The organism is Streptomyces sp. NPDC002734, from assembly GCF_040295685.1.
GTDB lineage: Bacteria > Actinomycetota > Actinomycetes > Streptomycetales > Streptomycetaceae > Streptomyces.
In genome coordinates this window covers 331437-346505 of the sequence record NZ_JBEOVU010000001.1, presented here as the reverse complement: position 1 = coordinate 346505, position 15069 = coordinate 331437, and the positions used below count along the sequence as shown (strand labels likewise).

Genomic DNA, 15069 nt, shown 5'->3' with positions numbered 1-15069 from the left:
TGCCCACGGACAGGGGGGCGCACACCCGGCCGCGGCGGTGCCGTGTACGGACCGCGGCCCCCGCCCCCTGCTGGGGGGCCGACCGGGCGTCGGCAAGACGTGCCTGTCCGCGGGCGTAGCGTGGTGGGTATGACGACGTACGGATCCTTCCCCGGTACGCGGCCGCGGCGGCTGCGTACGACCCCCGTGATGCGCCGCATGGTGGCCGAGACCCGGCTGCACCCGGCCGACTTCATCCTCCCCGCCTTCGTGCGGGAGGGCGTGAGCGAGCCGGTGCCGATCAGCTCGATGCCGGGGGTCTTCCAGCACACCCGGGAGACGCTGAAGAAGGCCGCCGCGGAGGCGGTGGAGGCCGGGATCTCCGGGATCATGCTCTTCGGCGTCCCCGCGGACGAGAAGAAGGACGCCCTCGGCACCTGCGGCACCGACCCGGACGGCATCCTTCAGGTCGCCCTGCGCGATGTGCGGGCCGAGGTGGGCGACGACCTGATCGTCATGTCGGACCTGTGCCTGGACGAGTTCACCGACCACGGCCACTGCGGCGTGCTGGACGCCGAGGGCCGGGTGGACAACGACGCCACGCTGGAGCGGTACGCGGAGATGGCGCAGGTCCAGGCGGACGCCGGCGCCCACGTCGTGGGGCCCAGCGGCATGATGGACGGCCAGATCGGCGTCATCCGCGACGCGCTGGACCAGATCGGGCGGGAGGACGTGTCGATCCTCGCCTACACCGCCAAGTACTCGTCCGCCTTCTACGGCCCCTTCCGCGAGGCCGTCGGCTCGTCCCTCCAGGGCGACCGCAAGACGTACCAGCAGGACCCCGCCAACATCCGCGAGTCGCTGCGCGAGCTGGCGCTCGACCTGGAGGAGGGGGCGGACATGGTCATGGTCAAGCCGGCCGGCCCCTACCTGGACATCCTGGCGCGCGTCGCCGACGCGGTGGACGTGCCGGTGGCGGCCTACCAGATCTCCGGCGAGTACTCGATGGTCGAGGCGGCGGCCGAGAAGGGCTGGGTCGACCGCGACAAGGCGATCCTGGAGACCCTGACCGGCATCAAGCGGGCCGGCGCGCAGAACATCCTCACGTACTGGGCGGTGGAGGCCGCGCGCATGCTGCGCTGACCCACCACCTGGCGGGGGAACGGAACGGAACGGGACGGGACGGGGCGGGGCGGAACCGGACGGGGCGGACCTGCGGCAGGTCCGCCCCGATCTTGGCGGAAATCGGCCCCGCGCCCCGCCCCCGCGTCCCGCTAGGTTGTCGACGGAACCGGCACGGCATGCCTCGGGGGAGGGGACGTTCCATGTCCGATGACGACGTGTGGCGCAGGATCGACACCAGCAGGCCGCACCCGGCGCGGGTCTACGACCTGCTGCTGGGCGGCAAGGACCACTACGAGGTGGACCGCGCCGCGGCCGCGGCCGCCGCCCGGGTCAATCCCCGGGGCTACCTCGACGTCCGCCACAACCGGGACTTCCTGCGCCGCGCGGTCACCTCGCTGGCCCGCGACGAGGGCATGGACCAGTTCCTGGACATCGGTTCGGGCCTGCCCACGCAGGAGAACGTGCACCAGATCGCCCAGCGGTTCGTGCCCTCCGCGCGCGTCGTGTACGCCGACAACGACCCGATCGTCCTGGCCCACGCCCGCGCGCTGCTGACCAGCAGTCCCGAGGGCCGCACCGCCTACGTCGAGGGCGACCTGCGGGCGGCCGACGCCCTCCTCGAACAGGCCTCCGCCACCCTCGACCTCGACCGTCCCGTCGTCCTGGTCCTCGCCGCCGTCCTGCACTTCGTCGAGGACGCCGACGCGTACGGCGTCGTGAAGCGGCTGACGGACGCGCTGCCCTCCGGCAGCCGGCTGGTGCTCAGCCACCTTGGCCACGACCTGAACCCGGAGCGGATCCTGCCCGTCCAGCGGACCATGCGGGAACGCGGCATGACCTTCGTCCTGCGGGACGAGGCCGGTGTCGGGCGCTTCTTCGACGACAACGGGCTGGTGGTCGAGGAGCCGGGCATCGTCCCCGTGCACCGCTGGCGCCCCGACGGAGCGGCCCCCGTGCCCGAGCCGCCGGCCCCGGAGCTGCTGGCGTCCATGGAACCGGTGGACCGGCTGCGGTACGCCGACATCAACGACGTCACCGACGAGGACATCAGCGTCCACGGCGCCGTGGGCCGCAAGCCGTGAGGGGGTTGGGGCGGTTCGGGAGGCCCGGACTCCGCGCGGCCCGACGCGTCGGCCGTCACGCCCGGTCCCATGCCGCGTAAGGCGCACGCGCCGCGCCGTCTGGTCGCTGACGGGCGCGAGTACCGGTGGACGCACAGCCACAGTCACCGGCGGCCGAACGGCGGGCCGCCCGTGGACTGCCGCCAGACGCTCACGCTGACGTACCGCCCGGGTGAGCGGGCCGTCAGCCGCTTCCGGGTCGTCTTCGACCAGGGCCCCGGCCGCTACGTCCCCGGCGGGGGCTTCACCGGCTCCGGCGACGTCGGCTTCGTCCGGGGCCCCGACCTCAACCTGCACGAGCCCGGCGCCGTGCGCGCCCTGCTCCAGGTGGCGCTGCGCCGCGGCTGGCAGCCGGACGTGCCGGGCGAGACGACAGCCGACGGCTGGACCCTCCTGGAGGAAGCGGTGGCCCTGCGGCAGAGCGCGTTGAAACCGGGCTAGTCCGAAGGCGAGTTCCGGATGTGCGGTCCGGCCGCACATCCGGAACTCACTCAACGCGCTCTCAGTCCCACCAGAAGATCCACACGGGGCTGTCGCGCACCGCCTGCTCCGCGTACTCGGCCAGCGAGGAGGCGCCCTGGTAGATGTTGTCGGGGCAGAACGCGTAGTGCTCGGCGGCGACCGCCTCGGCGTGCTCCGGCGTGGTCGGCGGGGCGGCGACGGTGAGAGCGAGCCGGTCGGCGGTGAGGGCGAGGACACGGGTGCCGAAACGGTCCTCCCAGGAGCGCAGGACGGCGCAGAGGCGAGCCACGTCGTTCTCGTGGTTCGTCGGGCCACTCCAGCCGATGGCCGCCGGGATGTCGGCGCTGCGGCGGGCCGGGACGAGCGCGGGACGCGGGTCGTGCAGCCAGGGCACGCCGTCGGCGACGAAGTCCGCGGTCTCGGCGGCCTCCGCGTCCGGGTCGGCGCCCGGGGTGGTGGCGGGGGCGAGCCCCTGCCAGGCGTCGCCGGGGACGACCTCGTCCTCGTTCTCGTCCTCCTCCTCGTAGTCCGTGAACGCGGGGCTCTCCAGGTACCGGTCCCAGTGGGCCTCCAGGACTGCGGCGGCGTCGTGGTCGCCGGGGTACGACATCCGGGCGGGGGCGAGGCTCCACTCGTCGGGGGTGCCGTCATGGCCGACGTCCAGGAGGACCGGCAGGAGACCGAGGCCGCGGCCGGTCGCGCGGAGCACCGCCCAGTCGCCGACGGCGAGGGGCACGTCGCCGTACCAGAGCAGCGGCTCGTGCCAGGGCCCGTCGACGGTCGTGTCGACGAGACGGCCGGGCGGCAGGCGGAGGGAGGCGGGCGGGTTCACGAGAGCGTTGGGAAGGCTGGCCATGGGGTCGGACTGTAGGGGGCGGCGCCGACAGTCGGCCTGCGGTGTGGGGAAGTTGACGCTGATCGCACCATCGGCCCGTATGTCTTGTTCGCGCTCTTTGACACGAGATGCCCCGAGCTGATCTGCTGCCTCCACCGAAGCAGGGGCTTCGCGCGGGCAGGGGTGGAACGGGGCAGGACATGGCCTGGAACGAGTGGGAGCGGCTCAAGGGGGAGGCGGCCGCACGGCAGGGGCGGGACGGCTCCGACCTCCGCGTGCACCAGGACGACCTCGGCGCGGTCGGGCACGAGGCGTTCGTGCTGCACGAGGACCTGCGCAGGGTCGCCGACGTCGGGTGCGACGGTGCGGACGGTGACGGGGTGACCTGGCGGGCGGCCACGGTGCTGCGGTCCTCCGGCTTCGTGACGGGCGGCGCGTTGGCGACCACGCTGGAGACCTGGTCGGCGCAGGTGCGGACCGTGCTGCAGGCGGCGGCGCACATCTCGAACCACCTCGACCACAGCCGGAGGTCCCACGCCCGGGACGACGCGGAGATCGCGGCCGTGCTGACCGGGCCGGACGGGTCGTCCGCAGTGCCGGTGTCGGTGCTCGCGACGTACTTCACGTAGAGACGGACGGGGTCGTAGGTCATGGGGCTGTCGTTCTCCGACCTGTACCAGGTCGACCTGGGGGTGCTGGCGGACGCCGCCGACGACTGGAAGCGGACGGTCGCCGGGCTGAAGGCGCTGCGGGAACAGGCGCGGAAGGGACTGAAGGCGAAGGCGGACGCCGCGCGTTGGGCGGGGGTGAACGCGTCCGTGTCCCGGGAGTTCGTCGGGATGACGGTGAAGGAGATCGGCGACCTGTACGGCGAGGCGCGCGGCGTGCACCGGGCTCTGAGCGACGCGCACGCCGATCTGTCCGGCTGCCAGACACGGATGCGTGCCGCCGTGGACGAGGCGACGCGGCTGGGCCTGATCGTCGCCGAGGGGAGCGGGGGCAGGGCCCGCTGCCGGTTCGCCGCCGCGCCGGACGCGGCGGACGCGCCGGGGGTCGCCGCCCGGCCGGAGACCTCGCGGGAGGCGAGGCGGAAGGCGCTGGAGGCGGAGATCAACCGGATCCGTGACGTGGCGGCGGAGCTCGACGAGAACGTCGCCGCGACGCTCGCCCGGATCCACGGCGGGGACCCGCACGACGCCGACGGGCGGTACGTCACCGTAGACCAGGTCGAGGTCGAGCGGGCCGCGCGCCTGGTCGCGCACGCACGGGCCCTGGCCGGGCGGGGGGAGACGCTGAGCGAGGCGCGGCTGCGGGAGCTGGACCTGATCCTGGAGGGGAACGTCGGCGACGCGGAGTTCGCGACCGGGTTCTACCGGTCCTTCGGGAAGCCGGAGGCGGTGCTGGAGTTCTACGGCCGGATGTCCCTGGACGGCACGGAAGGCCACGACGCGAGCCGGCTGGCCCTCACCCGGCGGCTGCAGGAGGGGATGGGCCTCGCGCTGGCCACGGCGACGGATCCGGACAGCCGGGTGCGTCTGCCGGCCGGCTGGGGCGAGGAGTTCCGGCGGCTGGGCACGCAGCCGGTCGCGGTGAACCCGCTGGGGCCCGTGCAGCCGCTCGGCTACCAGGTGCTGGGCGGGCTGCTGCGGCACGGGGAGTACGACCCGCGCTTCCTGCTGCCGATCGCCGAGCACGTGGCGCAGTTGCACCATCGGAGCCCGCACCTGTTCGAGCTTGCGACTCCCGGGGCCTTGGGTGAGGACAGCGACCTCGGCTTCAACCCGGGAGGCGGTACGGGCAACGGGTACGACCCCTTGGCCAGTGTGCTGGAAGGGCTGGGCCACAGCCCGGAGGCGGCGAAGCAGTTCTTCTCCGATGCGACGCCGACCGTGTACCGGGACGACGGCTCGGTGGAGCCGACCGGGAAGCTGGGGTACAGCTACTTCGACGAGCTCACGAGGGCGGACTTCGATTGGCCGTCGGAGTCCTCGGCGAGTCCTGGCAGCGAGAAGGGCATTGCCGCAGCGTCCCATGGACCGGACGCGCTCGGCCACGCCTTGGAGGCGGCGGTCACGGGCGCGCCGTGGGACTCTGCCCACGGTGGGCTACCGCGGGATCCGGAGTCGGTGGAGATCATGCGGAAGGTGATGGACCGGTACAACGTCACGCGGGAGACGCCACCGCCGGACGCGATGATGGACAGCCTCGGCCGCATGGGGGCGGCATACATCGACGAGTTCAACTACGGGAGCTACGGCGTCGGGGGTGGTGATCACGCGAACAGGGAGGTCATCTTCGCGGACTCCAGCAGACTCGGGTCGGAACCGGCGTTCGGAGAGACGGACATCGCGAACTTCCTCATGCTGGCGGGCGGCCACGAGGAGGCTTACGGGACGCTGAAGTCCGCGCAGTCGCTGTATGTGGCGAGCGGCCTGGCGGCGCTGGAGAACGATCACGGCCGGGGCAGCCTGTTCGCGCAGAACACGGCAGAACTGCATGGCATGTTGGACGAGTCGCGGGCTCATGCCGTGCGCCAGGAGTTCAGGGACATGGAGGACGAGAAGAACCTGGCTGGCGAGCAGGCGGCCGAGTGGCGGAAGAACGGCGTCAACGCCGGGGTGGGCGTGGTTGTCGGTGCCGGAGTGGCGCTGATCGCGGGACCCGCGGCGGGGGTGGTCACGGCCGTGGCCGTGCCGATCTTCGTGGAGTCCGTCGGCTCCACCGTCAACACGGCCTACGGGACACACACGTTGGAGTACCTGGAAGCCAGCGAGTTCAACAACGACGGGCGGGCGATCATCGAGGCCGGAGCTGTTACGGAAGAAGGCGAGAAAAGCGCCGTGCGGCCCACGGAGCGCTACGCCATGCGGTCCGGGATGGGGTACGAGCAGGTGGGTCAGTTGAACCAGGACGTCGGCCGGTCGTACCACCAGGGCAGGGGCACGATCAAGGACAGGGAACTGGCGCAGTGAACGGGAGGAGACCAAGCCTGAGGGCCCTCTCCGGAGCCGTGTTCCTGGTGATCGCGCTGAGTGGTTGCGCCACGGCGCCGGACGGCGAAAGGCATCCCCTCTCCACCTCCGCACCCGGATGCGATGAGTTGCTGGGGCGTGACCGTGTGGGCGCTGTTGTACGCGCCATGGGTGGGGGACCGTTCACCGCATTCAGCAGCAGTAACCAGGTTGCACAGGCCGCTGAGTCGCTGTCTTCCACAGCGGTTCGGTGGAAACCGGGTGAGTCCCCCTCGGTCGGGGACGGCACAGAGCCCTGCGGGCTGCAGAGCTTGAAGAACACGGCCCGGTTCAGCGTGACGGTTCACTGGGCGCCGTTCACGCTGGACATGCTGCGCAGCCGAGTACCGCGGGAGCCGTACGAGCCGGTGGGAGACGGGCTGTACCTGCAACGCAGTGCGGAGACCTACCCCGTCCTTCGGCTGGCAATGGCATGCAAGGTGCGGGGGACTCCCCCTGAACAGGCGGCGGCGTTGCCCTTGGAGGTGCAGGTGCGCCTCGAGCGACTGGATGCCTCCGGAGCCCGGCTGCAGGAGGATGTGGTTCTTCACGTCGCCCGGCAGATGGTGCGGTACATCCCCTGTCGGAACCATCCCCGCATCCCGGACACTGTCCGGTGAACGGGTGAGGCCCGCCGCGGGGGTCGCGGCGGGCCTCACCCGGGGGCGGGCGGAGGGCTACAGGCGCTCGGGGGTCTGGATGCCCAGGAGGGTCATGCCCTGGCGGAGGGTGCGGCTGGTGAGGTCGCAGAGGAACAGGCGGTTCTCCCGCTGCTCCGCGGTGTCGGCCTTCAGGACCGGGCAGTCCGCGTAGAAGGACGTGAGGTGCGACGCCAGCTGGTACAGGTACGCCGTCAGCTTGTGCGGCGCGTACTCCGCGGCGGCCTCGGCGACCAGATCGGCGAAGCCGTCGAGGTGCAGCCCCAGCGCCCGCTCCGCCGCGTGGAGTTCCAGCTCCGGGTGGGCGACGGGGCGGGCCTCGCCGGCCTTGCGGAGGATGGACCGGGCACGGGCGTACGCGTACTGGAGGTACACCGAGGTGTCGCCGGTGAGCGAGACCATCTGGTCGAGGTCGAACTTGTAGTCGCGGTTCGCGGACGTGGAGAGGTCCGCGTACTTCACCGCGCCGATGCCGACCTGCGCGCCGCGCTCGGCGATCTCCTCCTCGGTGAGCTCGATGTTGCCCTCCTCCGCCTTCTCCCGCACGACCGCCGCCGCGCGCTCGGACGCCTCGTCGAGGAGGTCCTCCAGGCGCACCGTCTCGCCCTCACGGGTCTTGAACGGCTTGCCGTCCTTGCCGAGGACCGTGCCGAACTGCAGGTGGACGGCCTTGACGGCGTCGCTCAGCCAGCCGGCGCGGCGGGCCGTCTCGAAGACCATGCGGAAGTGCAGGGCCTGGCGGGCGTCCACGACGTACAGCAGCGTGTCGGCCTTGAGGTCGAAGACGCGGTTGCGGATGGCGGAGAGGTCGGAGGCGGCGTAGCCGAAGCCGCCGTCGGCCTTCTGGACGATCAGCGGGACGGGCTTGTCGTCCTTGCCGCGGATCTCGTCGAAGAACACGACCAGCGCGCCCTCGGAGCGCACGGCGACGCCGGACTCCTCGAGCATGTGGGCGGTCTCGGCCATCATCGGGTTGTACGCCGACTCGCCGACGATCTCGTCGTCCGCGACGGGCATGTCCAGCTTGGCGAAGACGGAGTAGAAGTAGATCTTCGACTCGTCGACGAACCGCTGCCACAACGCGAGGGTCTCCTCGTCGCCGGACTGCAGGGCCACCACCCGCTGCCGGGCGCGGGTCTTGAACTCCTCGTCGGAGTCGAAGACGGCCCGCGAGGCCTTGTAGAGGCGGTTGAGGTTGGACATCGCCTCCTCACCGGCCGCCTCGACGTCCGCCGAGGGGTCGGCCTCGTGGTCCAGCTCGTGCGGGTGCTCGATCAGGTACTGGATGAGCATGCCGAACTGGGTGCCCCAGTCGCCGATGTGGTGGCGGCCGATCGTCTTCTCGCCGGTGAAGTCGAGCATCCGGCGCACCGCGTCGCCGATGACGGCGGAGCGCAGGTGGCCGACGTGCATCTCCTTGGCGACGTTCGGCTGGGCGTAGTCGATGACCGTGGTGCCCGCGTCCTCGCGCTGCGGCACGCCGAGGCGGCCGGTCTCGTCGGCGGCGCGCGCGGCGAGGTTCTCGGTGATCGCCCTGTCGGAGACGGTCACGTTGAGGAAGCCGGGGCCGGAGACCTCGACGTCCGCGATCAGGTCACCGGTGACGACGTGCTCCACGACCTGCGTCGCCAGCTCGCGCGGGTTGGCCTTGGCCTTCTTGGCGAGGGCGAGGATGCCGTTGGCCTGGTAGTCCGCCCTGTCGCTTCGTCGCAGCAGCGGGTCCGCGGAGGCGGCCTCCGGCAGGGCAGCCGAGAGGGCGTCCGCGAGGCGCGCGTGGACGGAAGCGGTGAGGGACTTGACCGAGGTCATGGAGTGGGTGCCGTTCTCCTCGAGGGATGGGTGTGCCCGCCCAGTATCCCACCGCCGGGGGTCCGGCCGCCTCGCCGTTTCGCGGGCACGCGGCGCGGCGCGTGGGACAGGAGGGAAAGGCGTTTTCACGGTGGGGCCCGCACCTGGGAGAATGGGGGAACGGCCGCGCGGGCGTCGCGGCGGCCGGGCGTCTCCCCTCAGGAAAGAAGGACGTGCCGATCGTGGCTCAGAGCACCGAGACCACCGACTGGGTCTCCCGTTTCGCGGACGAGGTCATCGAGGCGTCGGAGCGTCGGGCCCCGGGCAAACCTGTCGTGGTCGCGTCCGGTCTCTCCCCGTCGGGGCCGATCCACCTCGGCAACCTGCGCGAGGTGATGACCCCGCACCTGGTCGCCGACGAGATCCGCCGCCGTGGCCACCAGGTCCGGCACCTGATCTCCTGGGACGACTACGACCGGTACCGCAAGGTGCCGAACGGCGTCGAGGGCGTCGACGGGTCGTGGGCGGAGCACATCGGCAAGCCGCTGACCTCGGTGCCCGCGCCGAAGGGCTCCGAGCACCCGAACTGGGCCGAGCACTTCAAGGCCGCGATGGTGGCCTCGCTGGGCGAGCTGGGCGTGGAGTTCGACGGCATCAGCCAGACCGAGCAGTACACCTCGGGCGTCTACCGCGAGCAGGTCCTGCACGCGATGAGGCACCGCGGCGACATCGACGCGATCCTGGACCAGTACCGGACCAAGAAGAAGGACCCGGCCCAGGAGCTCAAGCACAAGCAACAGAAGCAGCAGAAGCCTCTCGACGAGGCCGAGCTGGAGGCCGCCGAGGGCTCCGGCGCGGCCGAGGAGGACGACGGCAGCTCCGGCGCCGGCGGCTACTTCCCGTACAAGCCGTACTGCGGCGGCTGCGGCAAGGACTTCACCACGGTCACCTCGTACGACGACGAGACGACCGAGATGGCCTACACCTGCACGGTGGAGTCCTGCGGCTACTCCGAGACGGTGCGGCTGAGCGAGTTCAACCGCGGCAAGCTGGTCTGGAAGGTCGACTGGCCGATGCGGTGGGCCTACGAGGGCGTCGTGTTCGAGCCGTCCGGCGTGGACCACTCCTCGCCGGGCTCCAGCTTCCAGGTCGGCGGTCAGATCGTCGGGATCTTCGGCGGCGAGCAGCCGATCGGCCCGATGTACGCCTTCGTCGGCATCAGCGGCATGGCGAAGATGTCCTCCAGCAAGGGCGGCGTGCCGACGCCGGCCGACGCGCTGAAGATCATGGAGCCGCAGATCCTGCGCTGGCTGTACGCGCGGCGCAGGCCGAACCAGTCGTTCAAGGTCGCCTTCGACCAGGAGATCCAGCGGCTCTACGACGAGTGGGACCGCCTGGAGTCGAAGGTCCGCGACGGCAGCGCGCTGCCCGGCGACATCGCCGCGTACACGCGTGCCGCGTCGACGGCCGCGGGCGAACTGCCGGGGACGCCGCGTCCGCTGTCGTACCGCACGCTGGCCTCGGTCGCCGACATCACCGGCGGCCACCAGGACCAGGCGCTGCGCATCCTCAGCGACCTGGAGCCGGAGCACCCGCTGTCCTCGCTGGACGAGGCGCGGCCGCGGTACGACAAGGCCGAGGCGTGGATCAACACGCAGGTGCCGGCCGACCAGCGGACCATCGTGCGCGACGAGCCGGACGCGGAGCTGCTGGGCTCGCTGGACGAGACCTCCCGCGAGTCGCTGCGGCTGCTGCTGGACGGGCTGGACGACCACTGGTCGCTGGACGGACTGACCCACCTGGTCTACGGCGTGCCGAAGGTCCAGGCCGGGTTCTCGGCGGACGCGACGCCGAAGGAGCTGCCGGCGGAGATCAAGACGGCGCAGCGCACCTTCTTCGCGCTGCTGTACCGGCTGCTGGTCTCCAGGGACACCGGGCCGCGGCTGCCCACGCTGCTCCTCGCGGTGGGCGCGGACCGCGTCCGGGCGCTGCTCGGCGGCGGAGCCGGCTGACGCCCGCTCCTGCGCGGGCGCACGCACGACGGTGCCCCGGTGGTCTCGCGACCACCGGGGCACCGGTGCGTTCAGCCGTTCGAGTCCCCGGCCTGGGGCGGGTGGCTAGAGTGCCCTCGGCCCACTGCGTGATCTTGGGGCCTCACTTCGGAGAGAGGTACGCACATGGGTCGTCTCATCGGGCAGATCGTGGTCGTGGTGATCGCGTTCGTCGCCCTGCTCACGCTGATCGGATCCCGGGCGGGCGCGCTCGAGGTCGGCATCCTGACGGTGCTGTTGGTCGCGGCGCTCGGACTGGTCGTCCGCGGGTACCTGCGGCGGCGGTCGACGGCGCGCCGAACCTGAGCCGCCGGTCCGCGCCGTCGGGCGTGTGCCGCGTCAGGCGATGTGGTCCTGGGCGAGCTCGACGTCGTGACGGGTGGCGAAACGTTCCACCATGGCCTTGAGCTCGGTGGACGTCGGCTTGTGGCCGTACTCCGCCTCGATCTCCTCGCCGAACTGACGCGGCGTGGGGAAGCCGTTGTCGATCGCGCGGCGGAACACCTGGTAGTACGCGTCCTCGCGCTCCCGCTCCGACTCGAACTCCACCGGGGCGCTGCTTTCGGGCTGCTGCTCCTGGCGCTGGCCCGGGATGGTGATCTCCGGCGCCGACACCGGCGCGGGCTCCGGTTCGGGGGCCTGCTCCGCCTCGGGCGGGGCGCCCTCACCGAGTTGGCGGGTGCGGCCGCCGGGCTGGCCGACGGGGACCGGGAAGGTGCCGGTGTCCTCGGGCGAGGCGGCGGACGGGGCGGGCTCCGGCTGCGGGTCCTGCTCGGGGCGGTAGGGCGCCTGCTGGGCGTACCACTGCTCGGTGGCCGGGTCCGGCTGGTAGGTGGCGGGGCTGTAGCTGCCCAGGCGCGGGTCGTAGAACCACGCGCTGCCGTCCTCGCCGTAGTGGATCTGCTGGTCGGCGGGCATCTGCGGCTCCCCGGCCCAGCCCTGCTGATCCGCGGGCGCCTGCTGGTAGCCCTGCTGGGGCTGGGGCTGGGGCTGGGGCTGGGGCTGCCACGGCTGCCCCGGCTGCTGCCGGTCGTACCGGGGAGGCTGCTGGGGCTGCGGGGTGCGGGCCTGGGGCCGCTGCGCGGCGGTGCCCTCCAACTGCGGGACGCCCTCGGCGGCGCTCACGGCGGAGGCGGCGGGCGTCTCGCGCTCGACCTCGGCGGCCGGGACGACGGCCGGCTTGATGCCCGCCGCCGCCAGACCCGCCGCGGCGGTGTCCGCCAGCGGGACGCCGAACTTGGCCAGACGCAGCGGCATCAGGGACTCCACCGGGGCCTTGCGGCGCCAGGCGCGGCCGAAGCGGGCCCGCAGCCTGGTGCGGTACACCAGCCGCTCCTGCTCCAGCTTGATGACCTCCTCGTAGGAGCGCAGCTCCCACAGCTTCATCCGCCGCCACAGCAGGAAGGTCGGCACCGGCGACAGCAGCCACCGGGTGAGGCGCACGCCCTCCATGTGCTTGTCGGCCGTGATGTCGGCGATGCGCCCGATGGCGTGCCGGGCGGCCTCGACGGCGACCACGAACAGGACCGGGATGATCGCGTGCATGCCGACGCCCAGCGGGTCCGGCCAGGCGGCGGCGCCGTTGAAGGCGATCGTCGCGGCCGTCAGCAGCCAGGCCGTCTGGCGCAGCATGGGGAACGGGATCCGGATCCACGTCAGCAGCAGGTCCAGCGCCAGCAGGACGCAGATGCCGGCGTCGATGCCGATCGGGAAGACGTACGAGAAGTTCCCGAACCCCTTCTGGAGGGCGAGTTCCCGCACGGCCGCGTACGAGCCGGCGAAGCCGATGCCGGCGATGACCACGGCGCCCGCGATCACCACCCCGATGAGGATGCGATGCGTCCGTGTGAGCTGTGGCGTGGCCACCCGACTCCCCTTCCAGACTGTCCGTTGCGCGCACCAGGGTTGCACATGTGTACGGGTGCCGGTCGGTCGGTCGACCGCACCGGCACCCGTGACGTGCCGCACGACCCGGACGGCGCAGGACGTAGGGGACGTCTCGCACGGCCCTCCCGGCCACCCGCCGCCGCGACGCGGCCGGGGCCGTTCTCGCGGGCCGGGCGGGCGGCCCGGGGGTCAGGACTTGGCGGCGGACTTCGAGGCGGAGGCCGACGGGGAGGCGGAGGAACCGTCCGCGTCGCCGGCGCCCTCGGCGTCGTTGGCCGTGGTGACCTTGCCGACGGCCTCCTTCGCGGCGTCGACGGCCTGCTCGCTCAGCTTCTTCGCGCTCGGCGCGCCCTCGCCGGCCAGACCGGCGCCGTTGTAGTCGATCGTCACGACGGCGTTCTCCACCAGCACGACCACGGTCTGCTGCTTGAAGAGGCCTTCCTTCTTCTTCAGGTCGTAGGTGACCAGGGTGGCCTCGTCGCCGACGCCCTTGACCGGCTTGTCGGCGACCTTCTTGGCGTCCGCGGTGTTGCGGGCGTCCTCGATCGACGTCTCGTACTGCTTCATCGCCTGCTCGGCGGCCGCGCCGCGGACCGTGTCGGAGTCGAAGCGCAGCAGGGAGACGCTGAGCCAGCGGTACTGCGAGCCCTTCACGCCGTTGTCGTCCAGGCTGTTCCAGGTGCAGCTCGCCCGGGTGCCGGCGTCGTCGGTGCGGCCGGCCTTCTCGGACTTCCCGCGCTTGGGCACCAGGTCGTCGAGCGTCTTCTTGCCCAGCGCGTCGCACGCCTTCGGCAGCTCCTTGTAGGCGGCCGGCTCCAGCGTCGGGGAGGGCTTGGCGGAGGGCTTGTCGCTGCTCGCGCTCTGCTTCGCGTCGGACTTCGGCTCCGCGTCCGAGGAGCACCCTGCGGCGACGAGCATCACGGGGAGGACTGCCGCGCCCGTCAGGGCGCGGACGACTCGCTGAACGGGACGGTTGGCTCGGTGCGCTCGCTGCATGGTTCCTTCACTCACGGCTTCGCTTCGGCTCCTGCGGGACCCGGATACCCCCGACCCGGCGGATGACGTCAGGTCTGGTGATCGATCCGGTCCGACAGGCCACGGTACGCGGTGAGCGAGGGCCGTCGCCCGGCCCGAGGCGTTCCGCGGACAGGCGGGCGAGCGCTGTGCCAGGGTGTCAGCCGGCCAGTTCCTCGGCCAGCTCAGCGGCCAGTTCCTGGGCCCTGTCCTGCATTTCCTCGCTGTCGGCGCTCTCGCCGGCGCGGGTCGGACGGCTGGTGTACTCGACCGTCACGAGGACGTTGGACGTGCGGAACACCACAGTCACGGTGCGCTCGGAAGCGCTGGTTCCGGTGGTGCCGAGGGTGTCGTCGACGAAGGCCTCGTCGCCGAGCTCCTCGAGGGAACGCGGCGACGGGCCGGCCCCGGCCGGGTCCTCCGGACTTCCGGTGTCCCCGGCCTCGTCCGAGGCCCCGGACCCGCTCGCGGCGGCCCCGGTCGCCTTGTCCCCGGTCGCCCCGCCCGTGTCCTTGTCCGCGGGCTTCTTCGACGACGAGGAGGATGACGAGGGTGAGGCGGAGGAGGAGGGGTCGGCGTCCGCGGAGGGCTCGGCGCCGGGCGCGGGTACGCCGGCCTTCTCGCGCTGGGCGGTGAAGAGCTCGGCGGCCTTGTCGTCGTCGCCCACCTCGGGCTCGTAGGAGACCACCCGCTCGAAGTCCACGGACAGCGAGGAGGTCGCCGACTTCGACTCGGCCTGCCAGCGGCAGCCCACCTGGCGGTCCAGGTCGTAGGTGAGGGAGGCCGTGCCCTCGTAGGCGGCCTCGCGCTTCTTCTCGTCCGCGATCCGCCGCAGGCCGGGCAGCAGCTGGTCCAGCCGCTCCTCACCGACCGCGCCGCAGGGCTCGGGCAGCGTGCGGTAGCGGCCGGGCTCGGCCTCGGCCACGGTGGCGTCGGCCGCGCCGGGCTTGGAGTCGTCGGCCTGCTCCCCCTCGGACGGGCCGCCGCTGCAGCCGGCCAGCACGGCCGTGAGCAGCGCGGCGATGCCGAGGGTGTACGCCTTCCGCTGCACGGACGGGCTCCTCTCCAGGGGTTAATCGGTTGCCGACGGGACCGGGTCCCGGCAGACAATGTGTATCGCACACGCCACCGGGAACG

General features: G+C 72.1%; 13 protein-coding genes. 8 read left to right on the top strand and 5 right to left on the bottom strand.

Features of this window, described 5'->3' with window-relative positions; translation table 11 throughout:
* The first annotated feature begins 129 nt into the window (after positions 1-129).
* The 3 genes from hemB (at position 130) to ABT026_RS01565 (ending at position 2666) form a co-directional block, all read left to right on the top strand.
* On the top strand, positions 130-1122 hold the full coding sequence (gene hemB, locus ABT026_RS01575) for a porphobilinogen synthase (protein ID WP_351110953.1): 993 nt from the start codon (positions 130-132) through the stop codon (positions 1120-1122).
* A 182-nt stretch (positions 1123-1304) separates the two neighbouring features.
* Complete coding sequence (locus ABT026_RS01570) at positions 1305-2186, top strand: SAM-dependent methyltransferase (RefSeq protein WP_351110951.1); 882 nt, start codon at positions 1305-1307, stop codon at positions 2184-2186.
* A gap of 69 nt (positions 2187-2255) precedes the next feature.
* Complete coding sequence (locus ABT026_RS01565) at positions 2256-2666, top strand: hypothetical protein (RefSeq protein ID WP_351110949.1); 411 nt, start codon at positions 2256-2258, stop codon at positions 2664-2666.
* Between the two features lie 61 nt (positions 2667-2727).
* On the opposite strand, the gene ABT026_RS01560 is transcribed toward ABT026_RS01565, so the two are convergent.
* Positions 2728-3543, bottom strand: coding sequence for a DUF4253 domain-containing protein (locus ABT026_RS01560; RefSeq protein ID WP_351110947.1), 816 nt, complete (start codon positions 3541-3543; stop codon positions 2728-2730).
* Between the two features lie 179 nt (positions 3544-3722).
* Here ABT026_RS01560 and ABT026_RS01555 point away from each other — a divergent pair, with 179 nt between their 5' ends.
* From ABT026_RS01555 to ABT026_RS01545, 3 genes are read left to right on the top strand one after another with little or no spacing between them, the layout of a single operon-like run.
* The gene (locus tag ABT026_RS01555; RefSeq protein ID WP_351110945.1) at positions 3723-4151 is read left to right on the top strand and encodes a hypothetical protein; all 429 of its coding nucleotides are present in this window, start codon (positions 3723-3725) and stop codon (positions 4149-4151) included.
* A 21-nt stretch (positions 4152-4172) separates the two neighbouring features.
* Positions 4173-6494, top strand: coding sequence for a hypothetical protein (locus ABT026_RS01550; RefSeq protein WP_351110943.1), 2322 nt, complete (start codon positions 4173-4175; stop codon positions 6492-6494).
* 38 nt (positions 6495-6532) lie between these two features.
* A complete protein-coding gene (locus ABT026_RS01545) occupies positions 6533-7153 on the top strand; it encodes a hypothetical protein (protein ID WP_351110941.1) in 621 nt (206 codons plus the stop codon).
* Between the two features lie 57 nt (positions 7154-7210).
* Here ABT026_RS01545 and argS read toward each other — a convergent pair whose 3' ends face one another.
* Complete coding sequence (gene argS / locus ABT026_RS01540) at positions 7211-9001, bottom strand: arginine--tRNA ligase (protein ID WP_351110938.1); 1791 nt, start codon at positions 8999-9001, stop codon at positions 7211-7213.
* Positions 9002-9213: 212 nt separating this feature from the next.
* Between argS and lysS the strand changes: the two genes are divergently transcribed.
* Complete coding sequence (gene lysS / locus ABT026_RS01535; RefSeq protein ID WP_351110936.1) at positions 9214-10992, top strand: lysine--tRNA ligase; 1779 nt, start codon at positions 9214-9216, stop codon at positions 10990-10992.
* Between the two features lie 165 nt (positions 10993-11157).
* A complete protein-coding gene (locus ABT026_RS01530; RefSeq protein ID WP_351110935.1) occupies positions 11158-11337 on the top strand; it encodes a hypothetical protein in 180 nt (59 codons plus the stop codon).
* 33 nt (positions 11338-11370) lie between these two features.
* On the opposite strand, the gene ABT026_RS01525 is transcribed toward ABT026_RS01530, so the two are convergent.
* From ABT026_RS01525 to ABT026_RS01515, 3 genes are all read right to left on the bottom strand, one after another.
* A complete protein-coding gene (locus ABT026_RS01525) occupies positions 11371-12897 on the bottom strand; it encodes a DUF2637 domain-containing protein (RefSeq protein WP_351110933.1) in 1527 nt (508 codons plus the stop codon).
* 210 nt (positions 12898-13107) lie between these two features.
* Positions 13108-13914 carry a DUF3558 family protein gene (locus ABT026_RS01520; protein ID WP_351110931.1) on the bottom strand — a complete coding sequence of 269 codons (807 nt, stop codon included), beginning with the start codon at positions 13912-13914 and terminating at the stop codon, positions 13108-13110.
* 178 nt (positions 13915-14092) lie between these two features.
* A complete protein-coding gene (locus tag ABT026_RS01515) occupies positions 14093-14983 on the bottom strand; it encodes a DUF3558 domain-containing protein (RefSeq protein ID WP_351110929.1) in 891 nt (296 codons plus the stop codon).
* Positions 14984-15069 lie beyond the last annotated feature (86 nt).